The organism is Rahnella laticis (assembly GCF_015644585.1).
GTDB lineage: Bacteria > Pseudomonadota > Gammaproteobacteria > Enterobacterales > Enterobacteriaceae > Rahnella > Rahnella laticis.
In genome coordinates, this window is sequence record NZ_JADOBI010000007.1 from 246,051 (window position 1) to 266,839 (window position 20,789).

Annotated in this window: 16 protein-coding genes; 9 read left to right on the forward strand and 7 right to left on the reverse strand. The window is 48.4% G+C overall.

Translation table 11 applies throughout. The features are described 5' to 3' along the window. The first annotated feature begins 176 nt into the window (after positions 1–176). Genes IV433_RS17225 through IV433_RS17235 form a run of 3 tightly spaced genes read left to right on the forward strand, consistent with a single transcriptional unit; the run spans position 177 to position 3,802 of the window. The gene (locus tag IV433_RS17225) at positions 177–1,379 is read left to right on the forward strand and encodes an ABC-three component system protein (protein WP_195815032.1); all 1,203 of its coding nucleotides are present in this window, start codon (positions 177–179) and stop codon (positions 1,377–1,379) included. Between the two features lies 1 nt (position 1,380). Then, the gene (locus IV433_RS17230) at positions 1,381–1,872 is read left to right on the forward strand and encodes a hypothetical protein (RefSeq protein WP_195815031.1); all 492 of its coding nucleotides are present in this window, start codon (positions 1,381–1,383) and stop codon (positions 1,870–1,872) included. Beyond that, entirely contained in the window at positions 1,865–3,802 is a 1,938-nt protein-coding gene (locus tag IV433_RS17235; RefSeq protein WP_149380802.1) for an AAA family ATPase, read from the forward strand. Before IV433_RS17230 ends, IV433_RS17235 begins: the two co-directional genes overlap by 8 nt. A 393-nt stretch (positions 3,803–4,195) precedes the next feature. Here IV433_RS17235 and IV433_RS26415 read toward each other — a convergent pair whose 3' ends face one another. From IV433_RS26415 to IV433_RS17250, 3 genes are all read right to left on the reverse strand, one after another. Beyond that, positions 4,196–4,291: a hypothetical protein gene (locus IV433_RS26415; protein ID WP_370516462.1), complete on the reverse strand. Its 96-nt coding sequence runs from the start codon at positions 4,289–4,291 to the stop codon at positions 4,196–4,198. Between the two features lie 423 nt (positions 4,292–4,714). Next, the gene (locus IV433_RS17245) at positions 4,715–6,133 is read right to left on the reverse strand and encodes a UvrD-helicase domain-containing protein (protein WP_155006826.1); all 1,419 of its coding nucleotides are present in this window, start codon (positions 6,131–6,133) and stop codon (positions 4,715–4,717) included. Beyond that, positions 6,123–7,859, reverse strand: coding sequence for an ATP-dependent nuclease (locus IV433_RS17250; protein WP_195815030.1), 1,737 nt, complete (start codon positions 7,857–7,859; stop codon positions 6,123–6,125). Before IV433_RS17250 ends, IV433_RS17245 begins: the two co-directional genes overlap by 11 nt. 345 nt (positions 7,860–8,204) lie before the next feature. On the opposite strand from IV433_RS17250, the gene IV433_RS17255 reads away from it, so the two are divergent. From IV433_RS17255 to IV433_RS17265, 3 genes are all read left to right on the forward strand, one after another. Further along, complete coding sequence (locus tag IV433_RS17255) at positions 8,205–11,003, forward strand: SEC-C metal-binding domain-containing protein (protein WP_195815029.1); 2,799 nt, start codon at positions 8,205–8,207, stop codon at positions 11,001–11,003. 168 nt (positions 11,004–11,171) lie between these two features. Beyond that, entirely contained in the window at positions 11,172–11,540 is a 369-nt protein-coding gene (locus IV433_RS17260; protein ID WP_195815028.1) for a hypothetical protein, read from the forward strand. Positions 11,541–11,685: 145 nt separating this feature from the next. Further along, positions 11,686–12,672: a DUF6932 family protein gene (locus IV433_RS17265; protein ID WP_195815027.1), complete on the forward strand. Its 987-nt coding sequence runs from the start codon at positions 11,686–11,688 to the stop codon at positions 12,670–12,672. A 15-nt stretch (positions 12,673–12,687) separates the two neighbouring features. Here IV433_RS17265 and istB read toward each other — a convergent pair whose 3' ends face one another. Beyond that, positions 12,688–13,470 (reverse strand): IS21-like element helper ATPase IstB, encoded by a 783-nt coding sequence (istB, locus tag IV433_RS17270; RefSeq protein ID WP_042526046.1) that lies wholly within the window; start codon positions 13,468–13,470, stop codon positions 12,688–12,690. After that, positions 13,467–14,489, reverse strand: coding sequence for an IS21-like element ISYru1 family transposase (gene istA / locus IV433_RS17275; protein ID WP_195815026.1), 1,023 nt, complete (start codon positions 14,487–14,489; stop codon positions 13,467–13,469). Before istA ends, istB begins: the two co-directional genes overlap by 4 nt. Before the next feature lie 465 nt (positions 14,490–14,954). Between istA and IV433_RS17280 the strand changes: the two genes are divergently transcribed. Then, complete coding sequence (locus IV433_RS17280; protein WP_149380794.1) at positions 14,955–15,857, forward strand: hypothetical protein; 903 nt, start codon at positions 14,955–14,957, stop codon at positions 15,855–15,857. Continuing rightward, positions 15,854–17,533, forward strand: coding sequence for a hypothetical protein (locus tag IV433_RS17285; RefSeq protein ID WP_195815025.1), 1,680 nt, complete (start codon positions 15,854–15,856; stop codon positions 17,531–17,533). Before IV433_RS17280 ends, IV433_RS17285 begins: the two co-directional genes overlap by 4 nt. A gap of 442 nt (positions 17,534–17,975) precedes the next feature. Here IV433_RS17285 and IV433_RS17290 read toward each other — a convergent pair whose 3' ends face one another. Next, positions 17,976–19,274: a serine hydrolase domain-containing protein gene (locus IV433_RS17290; RefSeq protein ID WP_370530268.1), complete on the reverse strand. Its 1,299-nt coding sequence runs from the start codon at positions 19,272–19,274 to the stop codon at positions 17,976–17,978. 140 nt (positions 19,275–19,414) lie between these two features. Here IV433_RS17290 and IV433_RS17295 point away from each other — a divergent pair, with 140 nt between their 5' ends. Further along, positions 19,415–20,320 (forward strand): LysR family transcriptional regulator, encoded by a 906-nt coding sequence (locus IV433_RS17295; protein ID WP_195815023.1) that lies wholly within the window; start codon positions 19,415–19,417, stop codon positions 20,318–20,320. On the opposite strand, the gene IV433_RS17300 is transcribed toward IV433_RS17295, so the two are convergent. Further along, positions 20,317–20,703 carry a winged helix-turn-helix transcriptional regulator gene (locus IV433_RS17300; RefSeq protein ID WP_195815022.1) on the reverse strand — a complete coding sequence of 129 codons (387 nt, stop codon included), beginning with the start codon at positions 20,701–20,703 and terminating at the stop codon, positions 20,317–20,319. The genes IV433_RS17295 and IV433_RS17300 overlap by 4 nt on opposite strands. Between the last annotated feature and the right edge of the window lie 86 nt (positions 20,704–20,789).

The window sequence follows — 20,789 nt, forward strand, 5'->3', positions numbered from 1 at the left end:
AGCAAGCAGTATATCGGCAGATCAATTAGATAAGAATGCAGTACTATTCCTTGATGTGCTACCATCAACAATGATAGAAAATCCTTCTACTCTTCAGATATGAGATTACTTAACTTATTGGAAATATCTGGAAATTATTAACCACCCTGATGACACAGTGAATGGACATTCAGAAGATGAATAAAATCGCAGTTGTTTTCATACATGGCTTAACAGGTAACAATGAAACTTGGGTGCATGGCAATGGCAACTCTCTACAAAAACTACTTAAAACGAGTGACAAAAGAATTGAGAACCATTGCGACTTTTATGAATATAATTATTATAGTAAATTAATAGAATTTATGGATGGCATAGTTGCAAAATATGGAAGCAATCTGTTAAGTAAAATCCCATTCGTGCCAAAAAAATTGAGCGAGAAAAAGAATAGAAAAAATAAAACAATTGCTCATCTAGCAAGTGGTCTTGAAACAGAGTTACGAGTACGTTTTAATGATCACAGTGAAATTATCTTAATTGGGCATAGTCTCGGAGGTCTTGTCGCCAAAAAGCTAATACTCAAACGCATTGAGGATGGAAATCTTAACAACGTTACTGGTTATATATCTATAGCAACTCCTCACCATGGCTCGCTTAAAGCTTTATTCACCAAATTTAGCAAAAACAAACATGCCAAAGAACTTGAACCTTTAAACGAACAGACTATGAATTTAGACACCGACTGGATGAAAAACAACCAATCACATCCTGACTCATTATATTTGATAGCTTTGGACGACGAAGTTGTATTACCACATTGTGCTATTCCTGCCGGAATTAATAGGAGCATTTGTTACGAAATAAATGATGAAGATCATACTTCCATATGTAAACCAGAGGACATGACAAAAACAAACTTCATCATCATTAAAAACTTCATATTAGATAAAATAACATCTATGTTAGAACATGGTTTTTTGCTAGATGAGAAATCCACGAAACTAACATCATATGAGAAAGAGGTTTTTGTTATAAAGCTAATATTAGCTGATGTTGATGAAGGTCTCATTGATTCATCAAAGAATTCTTTTTTTCGAGCAGAGGTAGCGTGTAGACTTCACAGAAAAGAAGCGAAAATATTAGAAGATATTTATGATAAGATAAAGTTTTTATATCAACAGGAATATTATAGAAGACGCAATGGCGAAATAACCAGTTCTGAGTTAGTGTACAAAGTGCATAAAGAAATAAAAGACAACAACGACTCAGCGTTGAAGATGGCCTTAAAACACTTTTCTTTTCTTGAAAAGATTGGAATGTTGCATCAATTAGCAAACAAGAAAGAAAGTAAGGTTTACTGGGGAGAAAACGATATTCCAGAAACCCATTACGAGGTGTAAGATGAATATTTATCATGATGTTTTATCAGAACCACACCTTAATATTTTACGGTTATGCATTATTATCAGAGAGTTACAATATAATAAGTTAATGCGAAAGCAATTGACTATTAATAAACTTTGTTTCTTCAATGCTATTATCGTCAGTGATAGTTTAACAAATTCAGTACTTAGATATTATGGAGATACCGTTGTAGGGATAGATGATGACGATTATGATGAAGGTTATTCATATCATAATAAAGAGCATCTTCGGGAGGCTTTTGATGGGAAATATATTCGTGATATGATATTAAAACTATCGAGTTTAGAAAAAGTATCTGTTGAAAATATAAACCATGACCTTTATCTTAATTTAAAAAAGGACATGGTTTTTTATGATGGATATGATTTAACTGACAAATGGCTTAAGAACATTAATCTAATAAGATTTTGCTTAAAAAAAAGTGACCGGGAACTCTTTAATTTACTCATAGGATTGATTTATGAATAACTCACCTACGCTAATTATAGATAAACTTGAGATTATGGGTCTTACAAAATCCTATGAGATTTTTTTCAAGGAAGGTATAAATATAATATGGGGCGATCTGGATTGTGGGAAAAGTAGTATTTTAGGAATTATAGCCTATTGTCTTGGAGCTTCAAATTTGGATTCTTATGGGGAACTTGAAACAAAGGCACATTCTGCACGCGTTAGTGTAACTATTAATAGCGATAAATATATATTTGAAAGGAACCTGTTCAAACCAGATTCCTATATTAAAGGGTTCAAGAAAAAAATCAACCCTGCAGGCCCATCCGTGATCTTATCTCCGGATTTAGATGGGGACGCCCCTGACGGATACATCGCGTTTTACATTATGGGCCTAATGGGACTTCCTATAGCAAAAATAAAGGTATCACCAAGTAAGACAGACTCAACCCTTAATAGAGTCAGCTTTAAAGATGTTCTTAAATTCCTGTATTTGAAACAAAAAGAAATAGCGTCAGATACAATGTTAAATATGAGCGAAAAATATAGATATGTGAAAAACAAAGAAATATTAAAATTCCTTCTAAACATTCACAATGAGCTTATTTCAGAGATTGAGGCAGAATTAGCTGAGAACCAAAAAGAATTAAATTCAAAAAAAAATGAACGAAGAGACATACTTAAATTTTTAGGTAATGTAGGATTCGAGCAGCTTTCTGACGATGTTTTCTTTAATGATTCACATGAAATTGAATTAACAGATTTAGAGAAGAAAATAACAGAAATAAAACATGACTATAATTCAGCTTCAGGAACAACAGAATTAGTCGAGAGAAGACTCAAAGAATTGAATGATATAGTCATTACATGTAATGAAGTTATTTCAAATTTGAATGATGATCTGTCTAATTTCATTAAATTAAGAAATAGCTATAATGAAGAAAAAAAATCAATTACGTTGTCATTAAAATTACATAAAGATTTTCATGCACCACTTGATATTGATATCAAGTGCCCACTTTGCAAGCACATCCAACGCTCCAACGAAGTTGATAGTACCATATCTGTAGAGTATATGAATTCAGAAAAATCATCGTTAAATAAAAAAATATTGAGTCTTAATGATTATATAGAAAAAACCAGAAATAAATTGGAGATAAACATCAAAACCCTCCAGAAAGCAAGGAGCGATATACATGACTTACAATACTCATTTAATGATAGTTATGCAAGGCAAGTTTCTGAACTAGTTGAAACCATTTCGCTCCTCGAAAATTATAAAGCAAACTTGATAGCAGAGAATAAAATAAAAGAGCGAGACTCTATAATACAAAATAAAATTGACATGTTAACTTCCGAGGAAAACAATCTTCAAAAAGCAATAGATATATTGAATGTAAGACTTATTGAAGCCAAAGAAAAAAGTGAAGGGAAAGAGAAAATAATATCAAAGTTAAGCACAATATTCCGATGGTTAATGTCAAACAGCCTTTTACAAAATGTAAGTAATTCACATGTCAATGATAACCTTGATTTTATCGTACGCGATAAAATTTTAACAGAATTAACATCCGGTGGAGTAAGAACCATAACATCCCTTAGTACTTATATGTCGTTCTTAATATTTTCTATTATTAATGACTCTAACATACCTTCGTTTCTGATGATAGATACCCCAGGCAATAACATTGGCCGCTATCGTACAGTCAATACCAATGGTGATGAAATAGCCTCTGACCAAAAAATATATGAAAGAGTGTATGAACAACTATATAAAATATATGAACTAGCAAATAAAAAAGAGCGTAAATTTCAAGTTATCATTGTTGACAATGACCTTGCCGAGTTTGCTGCAAATAGACCAAATGAGTTCCATATAGCAAAACGCTTCAGCAAGCATGATTCAAATTATGATTACGGTTTGATCAACGATTATAAATCACAGTGAAAATTACACATTTCAGTGTTAACATAATTCCGCATCTGACTATTTATTATATAGACAGATGCTGGATTATATTTATATTAATTTTTCCAGTGCCTTACACGTCTTATTTATTAATATCCCTAGCAATTAATAACCCCACCGCAAGCGGCGGGAAATATCAGAACAACGCCATCTGATAATCTGAATACAATTTGTGGTATTCGTTACCCTGATTTTTGAGATCCCGATCAATCATCTTTCATTTTCATGCTTACCTATCGTACTGACAAAACAACCGTCAGTCCAAAACTCTCTACCCTATAGAACTATCTTCACTTGTGGGCAGCGTTTTAATATCACGTGCTGTCAGGATTTTGATGAGTATGGCAATTTTGCCGCACTGTAAGTTGGCACTTATTGCACGAGCAAATAGAAGTGTTCTTCATCCATTCCTATTTCCAAAAACTTCACCTGATAGCGAAATTCAATATCCAGGCACAGTTGTTTCATAACATCGTCAATATCACTATCAAATACAGTTTGTCTGTATTTTACTGAAAAAAAAGAGAACTATGACAACTTAGGGCAATGTTACTTCATTTACTCAACTTTTCAAAAACATAGAAACCGACGAGTTGATATCAATAGGCATTTGAAAAATATATTATCCATTTAATCAGCCCAAATCTGTAACCATTTTTCGCACTCAACGTCATAGTAAATACGGTAGAAAATTTAGCCTCTCCCCCCAATGATACATTGTTGTGTTAATGCTTATAATTGGCCCAATACTGCCGTTGATGTTTTCTGCATCCCGGTTTAGATCTGCTACATGCGACTTCTGGTTGTCCTTGCCCCGGATGGTGATACTGCGAAGCTGATCTTTACTAAGTTTTTCTCTAGTACATATCCATCCATTTCATCTGTAACCCCCTAACGTGGCAAAATCACTGGCGTTGACGAGCACATAACCAGCCTCGAAGACCCTCGCGTCATAGCGACATAGAGATGCCGCGCATCCATCTCCTCAGGTGCAGTTATAACGGCTACCTCCCCTTCTAATCCTTTTAGCAACAATGTACTACCTATTACACGCCGGGCCAGTGGTCGACTTTCGTGTCGATTACGTTCACGCTCGTTTACCGTGGCTTCGGCAAAAGTACACACACCAACGGCTGCTGACTGCAAGGCATGCAAGCAGCAGCGCAAAACCTCTGGTCGATAGACTCGCGCATTTTCCTGACGAGCCAGAAGGCGTAGTGCCTCTGCGGCCAGCGTAAAACTTGGCCCATCCGCAAATGCTACTAAAGCCGCTTCAGCCACTGTCGGCGGGTTACGTGCTCTACCTCTTCGCAGAGTTTCTAATCGGGGGAGCAAAGCTGCCGGGCCAACCTGTGTCATGAGACCCGCAGCAAACTGTACTAGACGCGTCACCGCATCAGCAGCACCTAGGTTAAACGCCGTACCAAAATCGATAAGGTCGACAAGATCTACGGCCTCTACGGCAGTTGCACCAGGCGTTTGGCTGGCCATCCGCTGACGCCCGCGAGTGTCGTAGCTGTTTCCAATCACCAGTACCTGCCCTGTCGCGGTTATCGCTCGCGTCTGGGCGGCAGTCAGACGCTGCTGAACAACGGTTTCCGCCTGCAACGGTATCCAGGTCACCTCGGCAGGCACCTGGCGAAGATCAATTGCACCACCATCTAACAGTATTCGCCGGCAGTCCAGAAGCCAACGACCGAGTTCCGGCGCACCTGCGTTAGCCCAGCGCCATGGGTGGTTGAGCTCACCAATCAGTGGAAAGTGAGCGAGTACGTGCGCATTCCAGTCCACGAGCTGATTACCCCGAAAGCCAAAAATGGCCTGCATGGGATCACCCAGTACAGAGGCTGGCAGCACCGTTGATAACGCGGTTACCAGAGCATGTTGCACCAGGTTGCAGTCCTGGTATTCGTCCACGATGAGGTGAGCGTAACTGGCCGCCAGAACATCATTGAGATGCCCTCCCTGCAGCAGCTGGCAGGCAGCCAGCCGTATAGCGGAATAGTCAGCCCCACGATTGCGCAGTTGAAGGATCTCAACGTTCAGCCCACTGCGCGCCGGAAACATCGCCACAAGACGCATGGCAAATCCATCAATGGTAGCGATACGGTAGGCCGCAACCGAAACACCGGCGCGTTGCATACGCAGACGCAGTGTTGTCACACCCGCGTTAGTGTGCGTGAGGATAAGTACCGGTCTGGCCCCCGTATGCAGGGCCAGGGTGTCCGCGATGATTTGCGTTTTACCGCACCCGGCTGGGGCCGTAATCGTCCCCCGATGATATTCCAGCAGGTTGTAGTCAGGCGGCATGGGCCCACCTGTAAAGCTGGTTAATCAGCGCCTGGAACCCGGCATCGGAAGTCGGGAGATGAGGACCAAGGATGTCGTGCGCCACATTCTCAAACCGGGTCACCGATTTAAACCACCCGTTTCGTCGATGACGGGAAGCGAGCCCCAATAATTGTCGTATTTCCAGAGGATAAGGGGTGTCGTTCAGTTGGCGCTGCTGCCGGATCTGTGCAAGCGTGACCTGACCGTTGGACTGCGTCTGGATATGTGCCGCCACCTGCTCTTCTTCCATAAGCTCAATGCCCCGCTGAAGCAGCGCATCGACGCCTGCATCCGGCAGGCTTACAAACAGTTCATCCTCCAGCGCGCGACCGGCTCGCCAGGTGATATGTTCTCCACCCGCAGCCTCGAAGGCCTCGACCGTCGCCGGGGTGGGCGGCTTGTCCGCATCCACCAGAACCAGAACACGGTAGCCAAGCTGACGCAGTGCCAGCCCACGCACAAAACACCGATCAGGCTCTCCTCCACCAACATTCACGAATGCGGTTCCTGCACTCAGCATGGAATTATCGTTGAGGGCGGTCCAATAATGATCCAGCCCACGGATTAACCCCACCTCGCTCGCCCCTTCACAGACGATAACGCTACGCGCCAAAAAGGCTTCGGGGTCGGCCCGGACCGTACTTTGAATATCATCGGCAATGCCCACCGACAGCACCTGGTGGGGAGCTGTCGGATGGCCCCGCACGACAAAGAGCTGGTTGCCATTAAGCTCACGCACGGCCACGGGTGAGTGCGTAGTCAGAAAAACCTGAAGCGGCGGCGGTGTTTCCCTGGCCCCCAGAGAGTTCAGCAACCGGGTAAGCCGATGTGGCTCCAGGCCGTATTCCACTTCATCCACCAGTGCCACGGACGCCCGTTGCGCGGCAGCACGTTGCATTCCTGCCACCAGCAGACGGGACGACCCCGTACCAAGAGAACGCAGCGGCACACCGGCTGCGTTGTGCAGCGCGATTGCACCATCGCCAATGGAAACTGCGTGAGCGTCCAGTAAGGCCTGAGTCTGACCACCGACAGGTACACCCAACTCATTGGCCTTCTGAGTAACTACGCCCAGCGTTGCCGCCAGTTGTGCCGAAGCCTGACCACCAAAGCTGGTTCGGGCCTGACGCGCAGCATTTGACAGCTCAGCCCCCAGATTAGGACGCTCCTCTGTAAGCCGATTAAGCACCGATCCGCGTGTCCAAGACAGATTTGAGCTCGCATAGGTGCCAAGTCTCGCCGGTGCGATGAGCAGCCGATCTTTCCAGGCAAGATTGCGTTCCTGGCCCAGGGCCTCGGCACGCTGAGACACCAGCGTCCAGTTGGGTTCCAGTTCACTGTCTACACTAAGCCGCAGGCACAGAACCGTTTCCAGCCCTAGCTGAGGCTCTTCCTGAATCTGTCCCGTCACGCTGTTGAACGCCTGCAAATAATTACCGTAGGTTTCCATCGTCTTCAGAGCATCCGGCAATGAACCCAGGGTCAGAGTAATGCTGATGGGCTGAGTCACATCGAGACCAAAAAAATCGGTATCGCTGAAACTGACATTACGCCGGGCCCCTAGGCACAGATCAATAGCGTCAAGAATGGTGGTCTTGCCACTGTCCCCCGAACCAATGAGGCAGTTGAGCCCTGGCGAAGGCTGCCAGGTCAATAAACGGATAGATCGGAAGTTCTGAATTTCAACGTTACAAACTCTGACCACGGCACTCTCCCTCCCTTATTATTTTTGTCCACACGCATTTCGTAGAGATAGCTATAAATGCGGAGCCAGTGAACCTACACTGATGAAAATAACGCCCCCGCATCTCTCAATCAATGATGTATACCCAGTTTTACTGACATATCGAACGACGAGTGGATTTCCTTCAATTTATTGACGTAACACCATACGAACTACATCTGCCTCCACCAGAATATGAGGTGAAATTGTTGCACACCGATTAATCCGGGTGTTCTGGTCAAACTTTTGGTAGCCATGCTTAAATTCCATTGCGCACGCCGATATGTAAATCTGGGGTATTTCTAACAAGTAACTTAAGGAACAAAAATGCAGGGAAACGAAGAAAAATCTACGCCGGATGTTCTGGACTCTGCCCAGTTGATACGTATTGAAGCCGTACACCGGGGATTCCTTTATCAACACCTGTATGCCGTTGGTTGCTTGCTGCTGGCACAGAAAGCCAGCATGGATACAGTGACCGTGGAGCTTGATGAGGATATTGAGCTGAACTCCAGGCAGGAGCGCATTTACGTTCAGGTTAAAACCCGCCTGAACCCCATCATTCCCAGCGATGTGTCTGGCGCACTGGCGCGGTTTGCCGATCTGCGTAACGAACACACTGATGGGCGCCGTCAGGGAAGCGCGTCGTTCATTATCGTCGCCAACCAGGCGCCAGGTCCGCACCTGCAGAAGATGATTGAGGATATGACGCTTTCTGCGGATGTCCGTTTTGTCTGGCCCCAGTCAAACGCTGAGCGCCATCCCGCACTTCCCCCTGCCTGGGACACCGTGGCTGACGCTGCAGCCTGGTGCATCACGCAAGCAGAGCAACTGAACTTTTCGTTATTGTCGCCAGAATCCCTGATCTGGAAGCTGGCCGGTCTGGTCCAGCTCGCCGCCACCGGAGGCGATGCCAGCGGACAGCATGCTTTTTATACAAAGGACCTTCCTGCCCTCTTCGAGCAGTTGATTGTTCAGTTACAGGACTTCCCTGCACCGCCGGCACTCTACCGACCACTACGAGAGGAACCCTCTTTTGTGTCGGATGAGCGGGTGCGCATCATTTGCGGCTTGTCCGGTGCAGGTAAAACAGCGTGGGCAGCCCAAGCCGCCCAGCACAGTAGCCAGGTGTGTGCGTATTACGACGCCGGCGACCTTCCGGGTCCTGCACTTGCCAGTACGCTGGTTCGTGAGCTGGCAGCCAGGTTTGCGACTCAGGAGCAAGGTGGCCTGCGGAGAATACTGCTTCCTGGAGCCAGTGGCGTTGAAGCACTGAGAACGTTCGACACCGTCTTGCGGCAACGGAACGACAGCCTGCTGCTGGTTCTGGATAACGCACATCGTATTCCCGTAGAGAATTTGCGGGATGTTTTGCATGCCACAACTTGCATCCATTTTGTGCTGCTATGCCAGCCTCATGACAATGTCCGGCAACTGGAGGCCATGACCGGATTTCAGCGTGAATCGTTACAGGGATGGGATATCGACACAGTGGCTGCCGCAGTGACCGACCTCGGTGGTTTCGCCAGTGCGCTGGGATATGAGCAGCTACGAAGCTATACCGGAGGGTTGCCGCTGTATGTCGAAAGTGCGGCGAGAGTTGCCGCAGAGGAATCCAAAGGGGATATAGACACGCTGTGCGCTGAACTGCGACAACAAGAAAACAGCACGGAAACCGCGCAGGAAGTCATTCTCAGCCGTGTCTATCAGGGGTTTGAACCACTGGTCCAGAACGCCCTGGCGTTGTTCAGTCTGTCCGATGTGGGACTGAGCCGTGATGAGGTTTCAGAGTACCTTGCCCGCTCATTGAATATCCCTTCAAGCGGAGCGGCCACCCTTATTAAAAAAATGCGGGCCACCGGAACAATTGAAAACTATGGCAACCAGACATTAAAGGTACATGACGCTGTCAGGGCGCTGGGGCTGCAGCACCTGACCATGATGGACGCGGATATCGTAAATAACGCGTTACTGACGTTAAAAGATCTTTTGATTGAGAGCCTTCACCAGGCACGTGACACTTCGCGATTTTCTCTCCTGACGCAGATCTACATCAAACTTAACGACGTCATGACACTTATCGATCTGTCCGGCGAAGAGCTATTTTATGAGATGGGCATTACTGTCGACATTATGGAAAGCCTGAAAAAGGCAACGGCTTCGAACTCACTGGCACCGGTTCATAAGTTCTGGGCACTCGATGGCCTGGTTTTTTCCGAGCTTAAAGACGGCGTTTCTGAACAAATCACCCAATGGCTGGATGCGATGAAAGCCTTGCTTACAGAACATGAGTTTGGCTACCGGGAACGCACGGCCTATACAATGAAGCGGATGCTTTTCTTATCCGAAAAGGGCGACCATTCCCAAGTACATAAATTGGCTGAAGACGCCCGCCCCGGTCTTCCGGATGAGGAGCATGCGCGTATTTTTGACTATACCCATGCTATCGCGCTCTGGAGACTGAAAAAATACAAGCAAGCAGAAACGCTGTGCCGGAGCGTAGTGGATCGCTATTACGCGTTATTTGGTATTACCCCACGGGATGTCATGGGTAAAAACTCGGATGTGCTGTGGACAATCATCAACCAGCCTAAAAATGTTCACGAGCACATCAAACACCTGGCCGATGCCTTGGAGTTACTCGCCAGAATTAATGACGCGCAGGGAAAAGTGTCACCGTTTGTGCGTATTCACGCGATGAAATTTTACAACATGACCGCAGCCCCCGAATCTTTAGTCCGGGTAGGACAGGATCTGGCGGACGAATTTGTCGCAAGAAAGGACTATGTCGGTGCCAGAGAGGTGATGGAGCAACACGTCCTGCCCGTAGTCAATGAAGCCGGTCTGGTACAGCGGCTGGTTCAGGTCCGGAGCCAGTACGCTGTCATTCTGGCACTCGTCGGGGAACATGGGCAGGCGGAAGCAGAAATGCGCCGAATCGAACCCTATTTTGAGGGGTTAACGGGGGGGCAGCGCCAGGAGTTTGAGGACCAGTCGAACTATATTGCCCAGCTTGCTTACAAGGCGGCAAAATCCGAAATTACTCGATTTTTCGGGGTGGTAGGCAGAAATGAACCTTGCCCCTGCGGGTCGGGAGTGAAGTATAAAAAATGTCATGGAGCCTGAGCGCTGGCTTCGCTATGTTGGACGTGGCCTGGCAGTTTCCAGAAAACGGCCGGGATCTAAGTCCACGGGGGCCATATCAGGATGCTGTCCACATCGTGCAACCGAGCGCTTTTTATTAGTATTGCCGTTGATTCTCTTAAAGCACATCGTCGTGCGTGGGGACAGTATATGGCCTATGAAAACAGGCCATATTCACCCAGGAGGGAGAAAATACGCGAGTGCGCACTAAAACACGCTATCGTAGCGCTGACCTTTAGTTGCAACTACATTGATGCAGCTCTTGCCTACCATTGCCGTGCAAGACTGGGGCACAATTTCAGCGAAACGATGGTCTATGAAACACGCCTTCAGGTTCTGGGATTCAATGACGTACAGTTACTTAAAGATGTAAAAAAGATCCATATCGCTTTACGTGAACTCGAACGCGAAAAAGAGCTGGAATTACATCATAAACCCAATAAGCTGTATGCAAAGCAGAACGAAGTTAAAAAGTCTGTTGCAACTGCTACAAGAGTTCGCAGCCTGTTACAGGACTGAGGTTTTTATCAGACCGAAAAACAATATTAATTTCCAGAACACACGACAACACCGAAGTCCCAGAACAATACAGCAGGAGAGCATTTTTTATTGCGGAGCATCTCTGGTGACATATTCCTATCCTTGTATATTTAACTATAAATAAATGATGACAACGATTCCCGACTTTACAGCAAAAGGGTACCTTCCTGAGGGTACGCACCGCTGTTCAGCACAGCAGTTTATTGATCGCTTTTGCCTGGTTAATGAGAAGCGGCAGCTTCTGAAAAAAGCGTTTATCGATATTCTGGACTTTGCAAACGCGCGTAATGCCTTATTTGTGCTGGTCGGTGGCTCCTACGTAACCGACAAAAAAGACCCTAATGATCTGGATGTCGTGATCGTGCTGCGAAGTAAAGATCACATCCCGACAAGGCCAGAACGTCTGCTTTTAGAAGGTAAACGCACTGACATAATGTTCTGCTCAGCAGACGATCCCATTCTTACAGCCTCGTTTTTAAAACTGCTGTCTTACGAGCGATTCGGGAGTGGTGTGGGAGTGATACAGATAAGCCTTAATCACCCGGACGAACCTTGGACAACCCATCATGAACCTGATGATGATACCTATGAAGTTATCAAAAGAGCCTACTTCAACCGGCATCTGGTCGATTTAAATGAAGCCCCGGGCGTGCTGGTCACTATTCACGGGCTCATGACTCACGCTGAATGGAACGCTAATCTGATCCCTATTGCGAGTAGCCAGGGCTGGATTGTCGCACCTTATATCTACGGCTATACCACTCCAGACATTCTGCTGAACAAGGGAAAAAGGAAAGAAGCAGTGGATGCATTTAGGGACTGGATTTATTCAGTTCAAAGAGATTATTGCCAGAACGGTGAGCAGATTTCGATCATTGCACATTCCTTCGGTACCTATCTGATCGGCGCTTACCTTGACGGCTTCGAGGAGTTTACTCCAGTACATTTCAACACGATTATCCTCACCGGCAGTATTCTGAACGAAAACTATGACTGGGAAAGTTGTGTCGGCAACAAAGTCGCGCGAGTCAGAAATGAAATAGCGCCTAATGACCAATGGTGTCAACGACGGGTAAAAAGTGATCCACTTACATCTCCACCGACGGTCTAATATTGATCCACCGTTTTACTCAGGATTAGCTTCCGCTATAACCCCGGCCTTTCGTTTCTGCTTCAGTCGATAGCTCTCTCCTTTTATCTGGACTACATGTGAGTGGTGTAAGATACGGTCCAGCATCGCCGACGTCAGGGCTGCGTCACCGGCGAACGTCTGATCCCACTGCCCGAACGGCAGGTTGGAGGTCAGGATCATCGCGCTCTTCTCGTAACGTTTGGCTATGACCTGGAAGAACAGCTTGGCTTCCTCCTGACTGAACGGCAGATACCCTATTTCGTCGATAATGAGCAGTTTGGGCGCCATGATCCCCCGCTGAAGCAGGGTCTTATAACGACCCTGTCGCTGGGCTGTAGACAGCTGGAGTAACAGATCTGCCGCGGTCGTGAAGCGAACCTTGATACCCGCACGCACCGCCTCGTAGCCCATCGCTATAGCCAGATGGGTTTTCCCCACGCCGGATGGCCCCAACAACACGATGTTTTCGTTACGCTCGATGAAGCTCAGTGAACGTAAGGACTGGAGTTGTTTTTGTGGTGCCCCGGTGGCGAAGGTGAAGTCATATTCCTCGAACGTTTTTACTGCCGGGAAGGCCGCCATGCGGGTAAACATGGCCTGTTTTCGCTGATGCCGGGCCAGTTTTTCTTCATGCAGCAGATGTTCCAGGAAGTCCATGTAGCTCCATTCCTGGTCTACTGCCTGTTGCGACAGGGCTGGCGCGGCACTGATAAGACTGTCCAGTTGCAGTTGTTCGGCGAGGACCATCAGCCGTTGATGTTGCAGTTCAACCATCATGCGGCTCCTCTGCAGAACGTGTCATAGATGGACAACGGATGGTGCAGGGGTTGCCTGTCGAAGGCCACCAGGCCTTCGTCGACCTGAACATCATACTGTTTTTTCTCCGGCGGCAGCGCCAGCATGGATTGCTGTTCCTCTATCCAGCGATCACAGGGACGCGTCTGGATGGTTTCATGTTTCCGTTGGTTGGCCACATCGTACAGCCAGCGCAGACCGTAGCGGTTTGCGGTCTCAACATCGACGGTGATCCCCATCGGGCGCAGACGCGTCATTAGCGGGATGTAGAAGCTGTTACGGGTGTACTGCACCATCCGCTCCACCTTGCCTTTGGTTTGTGCCCTGAAGGGGCGGCACAGCCGGGGAGAGAAGCCCATCTCTTTACCGAACTGCCACAGGGAAGGATTGAACCGGTGCTGTCCGGTCTGGTAAGCATCACGCTGGAGTACCACTGTTTTCATATTGTCGTACAGTATTTCCCGCGGCACGCCGCCAAAGAAGCTGAACGCATTACGGTGACAGGTTTCCAGCGTGTCGAAGCGCATATTGTCGGTGAACTCGATGTACAGCATTCTGCTGTACCCCAGAACGGCAACGAACACATGAAGCGGGGATTTGCCGTTCCGCATGGTACCCCAATCGACCTGCATCTGCCGTCCGGGCTCGGTTTCGAAGCGAATGACAGGCTCAGGCTCCTGAGGTATGGCAAAGGAACGTATGAACTCTCTCAGGATGGTCATACCACCACGATAGCCCTGTTCCATGATTTCACGGGCGATAACCGTTGCTGGAATTTTATAAGGGTGGGCATCAGCGATGCGTTGGCGAATATAGTCCCGGTATTCATCCAGAAGTGAAGATGCTGCAGGACGCGGCGTATATTTTGGCGGCTCAGATTGCGCACGCAGATAGCGCTTTACAGTGTTACGGGAGATGCCCAGTTCCCTGGCGATCGCCCGACTGCTCATACCCTGCTTGTGCAGGATTTTAATTTCCATAACTGTCTCAAAAGTGACCATAAGCTCTCCCGAATCAGGAGAGCAGATTAACCCCTGGATCTAATTTCAGGCGTCGGATATGGATCACTTTCGCACCGTTGGTAACACAATGGGTAAGCTGGATGCCGAGAAAACCAGCCGAATGGGTGGGACTGGATCCACTTTTTGACCAAGCTGGAACTAACGGCTTTACCTCAGCGAGCCATATTCTCACTCAGCCCATCAACAAAATCTTCGACCACAACAATGTAATCAAAAAAGACGTCATCACATCAATGTGGATGCCCTTTCTGAACAGCAATAAGTATGCGAGTGAGGAAGAGGGGTTTAAGCGTCATCTCGCCACATTAACGAATAAGAAACCCTGAAAGCGCTGCAGTGGATAAGGCAAGAATCTGAAAACGCCAGAACCGGCAAGCGGCGTGTGACTTCATCTGGAGGGGCTGTCTGCCTCACGTATATTGAGCATTCTGAGTTGAGGACGGTATGTCGACAAATCAGTTTTATGAACTCTATCGCCAGCTCGCTGCATTACGAACCGATGCCGGCAATTGCCATTCCGTTATCGCGGAACTGACCCTGCTGTGTTGCGAAACCATCAGGGCCTCGTCTCCTGAAGAGTGTCTTCGCGCCGCAGATAACTGCCTGCATGAAATCGGTCAGTCTGCTCCGCTTTTTGCAGTCGCCCTCTCCTGCTGGCTGACCGATAAAGCGCTTAATGGGCTGGCGAAAGTCCTCGCGCATGAGGCAAGCGTGTGCCACCTTCAAGCAGCGACCCCACAGGCGTACGACCTTTCCTCCGTCGATGAGTCACGCGCCATACTGGCGGCGTCCCGGCTCTGCGCCCTGCATGTTTCCCCCGCCGTCTCACTCGGCTGGGCTTTAAGCCTGGCAATCGCTTACCCAGCCAGCGTCACGGCACTCAATGCAGCCAGGGCACTCCTGCAACATCACATGGAAGAGTATCCCTGGACCACGCAGCGACTGCTTGCCAGCCCTGAATCCCCGTTTATCTCGCTTGAACTGGCGCAAAACGCCCTGGCACAGATGGAACAACAGCAAAACCATCTGAACGGACTACCGGCGCTTCGTGAGCTCGCGATGACGCCTGAAATGCGTCTAATGTATGCCAGTCTGAAACGCAGTGAGAACCGGGAGATTCAACGACACTCGGAAGAGCACTCCATTTTTGGTCAGTTCTTCACAAAGCAACATTTCAAATACGCCAACAAAACCGCAGTAGAGTTTTCCGTGGGTGACGATGTAAAAGAAACCACGCTGGAAATGATGCCCTTTCAGATTGAAGTTGAGTTGCCCCTCACCTGGCGCACCGATCCACTTTCAGGTGACCGGACCAGAAACAGACTGTGGAAAGGAGAGCTGGAATGAGTATTCAGCTGGTTCTCTCCCATTACCTGGCGGGCCTGCGTGAGCGCAATGAGCTCGATGTACTGCTGCCAGAACTGCTTAAGGCCATGGGACACAATGTGCTCAGTCGCCCACAGATTGGCCCCGCACAGGCTGGTGTTGACGTGCTGTCGACCAAAGTGGGTGCCGACGGGGTTGATGAGGTTTTTGTCTTTATCATCAAATTCGGCAACGTCGGACGGGCCGATTTTTACGGTGGGCCGCAGTCTATCGATCCCTCTATCCGGGAGGCCTGCAATGACTTCCTCAGAAATCGTTTACCTGAACCGCTCAAGCCGCTGCATAAACGAATCGTCTTGGTATCCAATGGCGTACTGCTACAAGAAGCCCAGGCCGGTTTTTCAGCCCTGACGGAAGACATCGCAACACGTCCGCTTTGCAGTCTTGAATTCTGGGGCACCGATCAGATCACACCATGGATAGAGCAGTACCTCTTCGATGAAACATTACTGCTGGCACGGGGAAAATCTGACCTCCGCGCGGCTCTGGCCGGCCTTGAGGAGTCAAGCTCGGCGATAAGCCGGTTTATCCGCTTTGTTGATGCCTGTTTTGAAATACAGGCCGAGGAGTCAGAACAAAGTGCAGAAACACGAAAGAAGAAGTTTTTAAGGCGATGTGCCGCAGCGTCGATGGGCTGGGCGGTCCTGCTGGTCTGGGGAAAAAGCGAAGACAATTTAAAGCCTGGGGTCGTTAGCGGTGAATACCTGATACTGCGTATGTGGGCCGAGGCGGCAAAACTGGAATTGTATGCCGACCACGCCTTTATTGACCGATTTGAAACCCTAGTTACGCTGCATATACAAGCTCTGATGGACTATTTTGAAAAAATAATGCCTACCCTGGAGTCACCACGAGCCGTCCTCCGCTGGCGCCCGGATCGCGTCTTCTACCTGGAGCTTATGTTTGAGGAACTAGGACGCCTGTCTACCCTCTTACTATTACTCCAGCAAAAATCTGGAAATGAGGCGCTTCGCACGACGCTCCGCAACGCCATCATTCATCTGGTCAATCAGCATTCGGGGGTACTACTTCCCCTTTATGACGGGCACAGCATCGACCTTACCCTGCTCTTCTGCGCGCTGATGGGCGAGTCAGACTGGGACAATACGCGGATTATCGCAGGAGAAGTTGTGGCCCGGCTTCACCATGCTCTGAGAACAGAATGTTATCTGCCGGTCGACACCGACTCGCTGGAAGATGCTATTGCCCTCGACAGAAACAAGGCTGAGAGTCGTGATTTCTTCCAGACCTCAACGTTGGTGCCAGCACTCGCGACTGTGACGTCACTACTGAGTGATGAAGAAACCTTCCAAGCACTGCGGGATAAGATCCTTCCTCTAATGAAGGGGGTAACACTTGAGCGCTGGTTTCCGACAGCACGACTCGAAACACTAAGCGGCTCGTCACAGGGCATTTATAGCGTTGGGATATCCAAGGCATTGTCTGGCCTAAGGCCTTCAGCAAGGGAAGAAGGCGAGGCGTCAATTAAAATCTTTGACGGTGCCGCAGCCTCATCTGACTTTAGATGGTATGGAAATTGGCAAATCCTCATCGCGTTGTCAGCCCGACTGTATCGGCATCCCTTACCCACCTGGTTTATCCGTGAGTATTGCAACCCAGAGCATCCCGCACAGTGAATGCCGGAATCATTCTCCGACCTGAAAAAAGGCGAACGGATGCGCCATCGCGACATGCTCTTTGTGCACTTATTCTGACAGGAATGTTCCCAATGAGAGAAGGTGGGTTTCGACAGCATGCAAACGAAGTTCAGTTGTTTGTAACCTGGGTTGGCTATATGTCGTTTTCACCGTTGCAAGACTAACCTAATGACCTAATTCTGTTGTCCTGAAAAATTTAAGGCGTTAATAGGAGCCGAACCTACGACCTTCGCATTACTAATGCGAGCAAACTCCAAAATGAGTACAATGATGAGTACACGTAAAAAAATTAATAAAATAAAATAAATAATTTAATAACATAACTTTAAAATCACGATTCAACGTCTGATCTCTTTCCTGCTTCAATAAAAAAATCCACGCCTTAGCGTGGATTTTTTTATTCTCATTCGCGCAAACAATCTCAGTGAAGTTTTTGTGCGATCGCGCTGAACATAAGCGATGCCTCGAGAGGCTGGGCGCTGAAATCAGGCTCGGCTTTTGGCCATGTCGACCACTGAACAATCACCAGATTTTCAGCCGGGTTGACCATGATGATCTGGCCATAAATCCCTAACGCCCACAGCGATCCTTTCAGTGAGTCCGAAGGTGCCGGGGTAACGTCTGTAGCATTGGCGGGCACTTCATTATTCCACCATTCAAAACCATAAAGGCCGTTCGGGTGGGCTGCCGACACGGAGTTTTTCGCCGTCGTCCAGTTGCCTGCCTGCTCAATCCAGTTTTCAGGCAGGATTTTTCTGCCATCCGGGAGACGTCCGCCGCTCATCACAAACTCGCCAAAGCGTCCCCAGTCTTCCAGTGTGGCGTTAAAACCGTGCGCGCCCACATCGTGTTTGCCCGGTTCGTAGGAGTGCCAGACGCCATCGTGCGCCATGCCGTAAGGTTGCCAGATGGACTGTTGCAGGTAGGTGGCCAGCGGCATTCCGGTGGCTTTTTCCAGCACATCGCCCAGTAACCACGCGCCGCCGGATGAATATGACCATGACTGCCCGGCCGGATGCGCACGTTTCAGGCCAACAACAATTTTACGCACACAGTCATAGGTTCCCGGTCTGGCTTCACATTGCGTGAGATTGGCAAAATCGGAATGCGGGTTCGTGTAGTCCTCATTCCACGCCACGCCGGAGGTATGCTGAATAAGTTGTTTTATCGTAACGCCATCCCAGGCCGTGCCTTTCAGGTCAGGCTCATAACGCGTGACGAGGTCATCCAGAGAACTGATTTTCCCTTCTTTAATCGCAATCCCCACCAGCGTTGAAACCACGGATTTCCCCACTGAGCGCGATGTCCACAGTGTCTGGTCGGTATTGCCTTCGCCCAGATATTTATAGGCTACTTTGCCGTTTTTCAGCACCAGCATTCCGGTGGCATTCTGGCGTTTGAGGTAATCCTGCAACGTATACGTTTTCCCCTTCACGCTGTACGTGGCCTCTTTCAGTTGCTTATCCGCACGCACAAACGGCGTGGACTGACCGTGCTTAAACACATCGCCCGCGTAGTTGCGGTAGTCATTACGAAATCCGATGACGCGCGCGGTCTGATCCCAGTTCAGCATATCTTTCGGGTCAGGCAGCGTTTTGTCCTGCGGCGTCGGGCAACTGCTGAGCATCACGCCGTCACAATTTTGCGCGGATTCCGCCAGCGCGGAGGGCACAAATGACCAGGCGGAACCCAAAGCCACGGCTAGCACCAGAGGTTTCATTACCGCCGGAAATAAGGTTTGTCTATTTTTCATTGAATGACTCCTGTGTCAGAAAACCGGAGTATAGAAAGGAAAAACCCCTTGAAGAAATCACGTTATGGGGGAAAATCCCCCTATAAATCGATGAACTGGAAGAGTTTATGTCTGCCTTACGTTATTCCTTCTCGCAAATTGAAGCCTTCGCCTGCGTTGCGGAATCAGGGAGTTTATCCAGAGCCGCCCTTTTGCTGGGAAAGGATCGCACCACGGTGCGCGATCTGCTGGATTACCTTGAGGACGCGCTGGGCTATACGCTTTTTGTGCGTCAGGGCCGCACATTAATCCTGACCGAGCAAGGCCAGCAATTGCACCGGCAGGCACATTTACTGCTGCGTCAGGCGCAGGCCTTTGAGTCTTATGCCCAATCCTTACCGGATGCGAAACGGCAGGAGCTGGTCATGGTGTACGACCCTTTCGTTTCGCCGGCATTTATCGAAGCGGTGATCGCTGAAATGGCTAAAAAAGGCCTGTGTTTCAGTGCCTGGAGCGCCTCCCGGGAAGAAGCCGAAGCCGCATTAAAAAGCGGTAAAGCGCAGGTTGCTGTATGTCAGGCCAACAACCGCGCACTCGGGACAGAAATGGAATGGCGCGCGCTGGGTAACATCGGGCTTGATTTCTACGCGTCCGCACAGTTGTTTCAGCACCAGCAACGCCCGCTGACTTTGCTGAATCTCTCGCTGATCCCGCAGGTCGTCATGCACAAAGCACACGACGAGCAAATCACCCGCAGCCTGCAAATCTCCGGGCAAACGTTGTATGTCAATGAGCGTTCTACCCTGCGCTATCTGCTGGAAAACGGTCAGGGCTGGGGATTCTTACCGACACATTTTCAGGCTTCAGGCTGGAAAAACGTGCAGGCGATGGAATGTGAAGTGGGTAATCAGGGGCTGGACATTACGATGGTGGCGATCTGGCCACCCGGCGCGGCGAAACAACGCGTCACCGGGGCGTTAATTGACGAGCTTCCTTCGTTATGGCGCAAAGTTATGGGGGCGCGTGCTTCTTAAACCTCCTGAACCTCATCAGCATGCACAAGGTCATAGTCCGCCTGCGCCCTCTCAAGGGCCGGGCCGTATTCCAGCGCCCAGTCATACAGCGCGATAAACGGCTGCTGCAATGTCTGCGCCAGCGGCGTAAGGCTGTATTCCACACCAACCGGCGATGTGGGCAACACTTCACGATTAACCAGGCCATTTCGCTCAAGCCGCTTTAAGGCGTCTGCCAGCGCTTTATGCGTAATCCCATCCAGCCGGCGGCGGATTTCGTTGAAACGCGAAGGTCTGGTACAGAGCACGGTGAGAATTAAAATCGACCATTTATTGGTGATGTGTTCTAACACCGGACGCGTTTTTCCTACATCTCTCAAGCTGTTACCCTCGATTTCAGCCATGCCGATATACTCCTCTATACCTGATATAAACAAAGTGCGTAATTGTTATCTAGTATAAATTTTATATCATCTGTTTTCCAACCAAA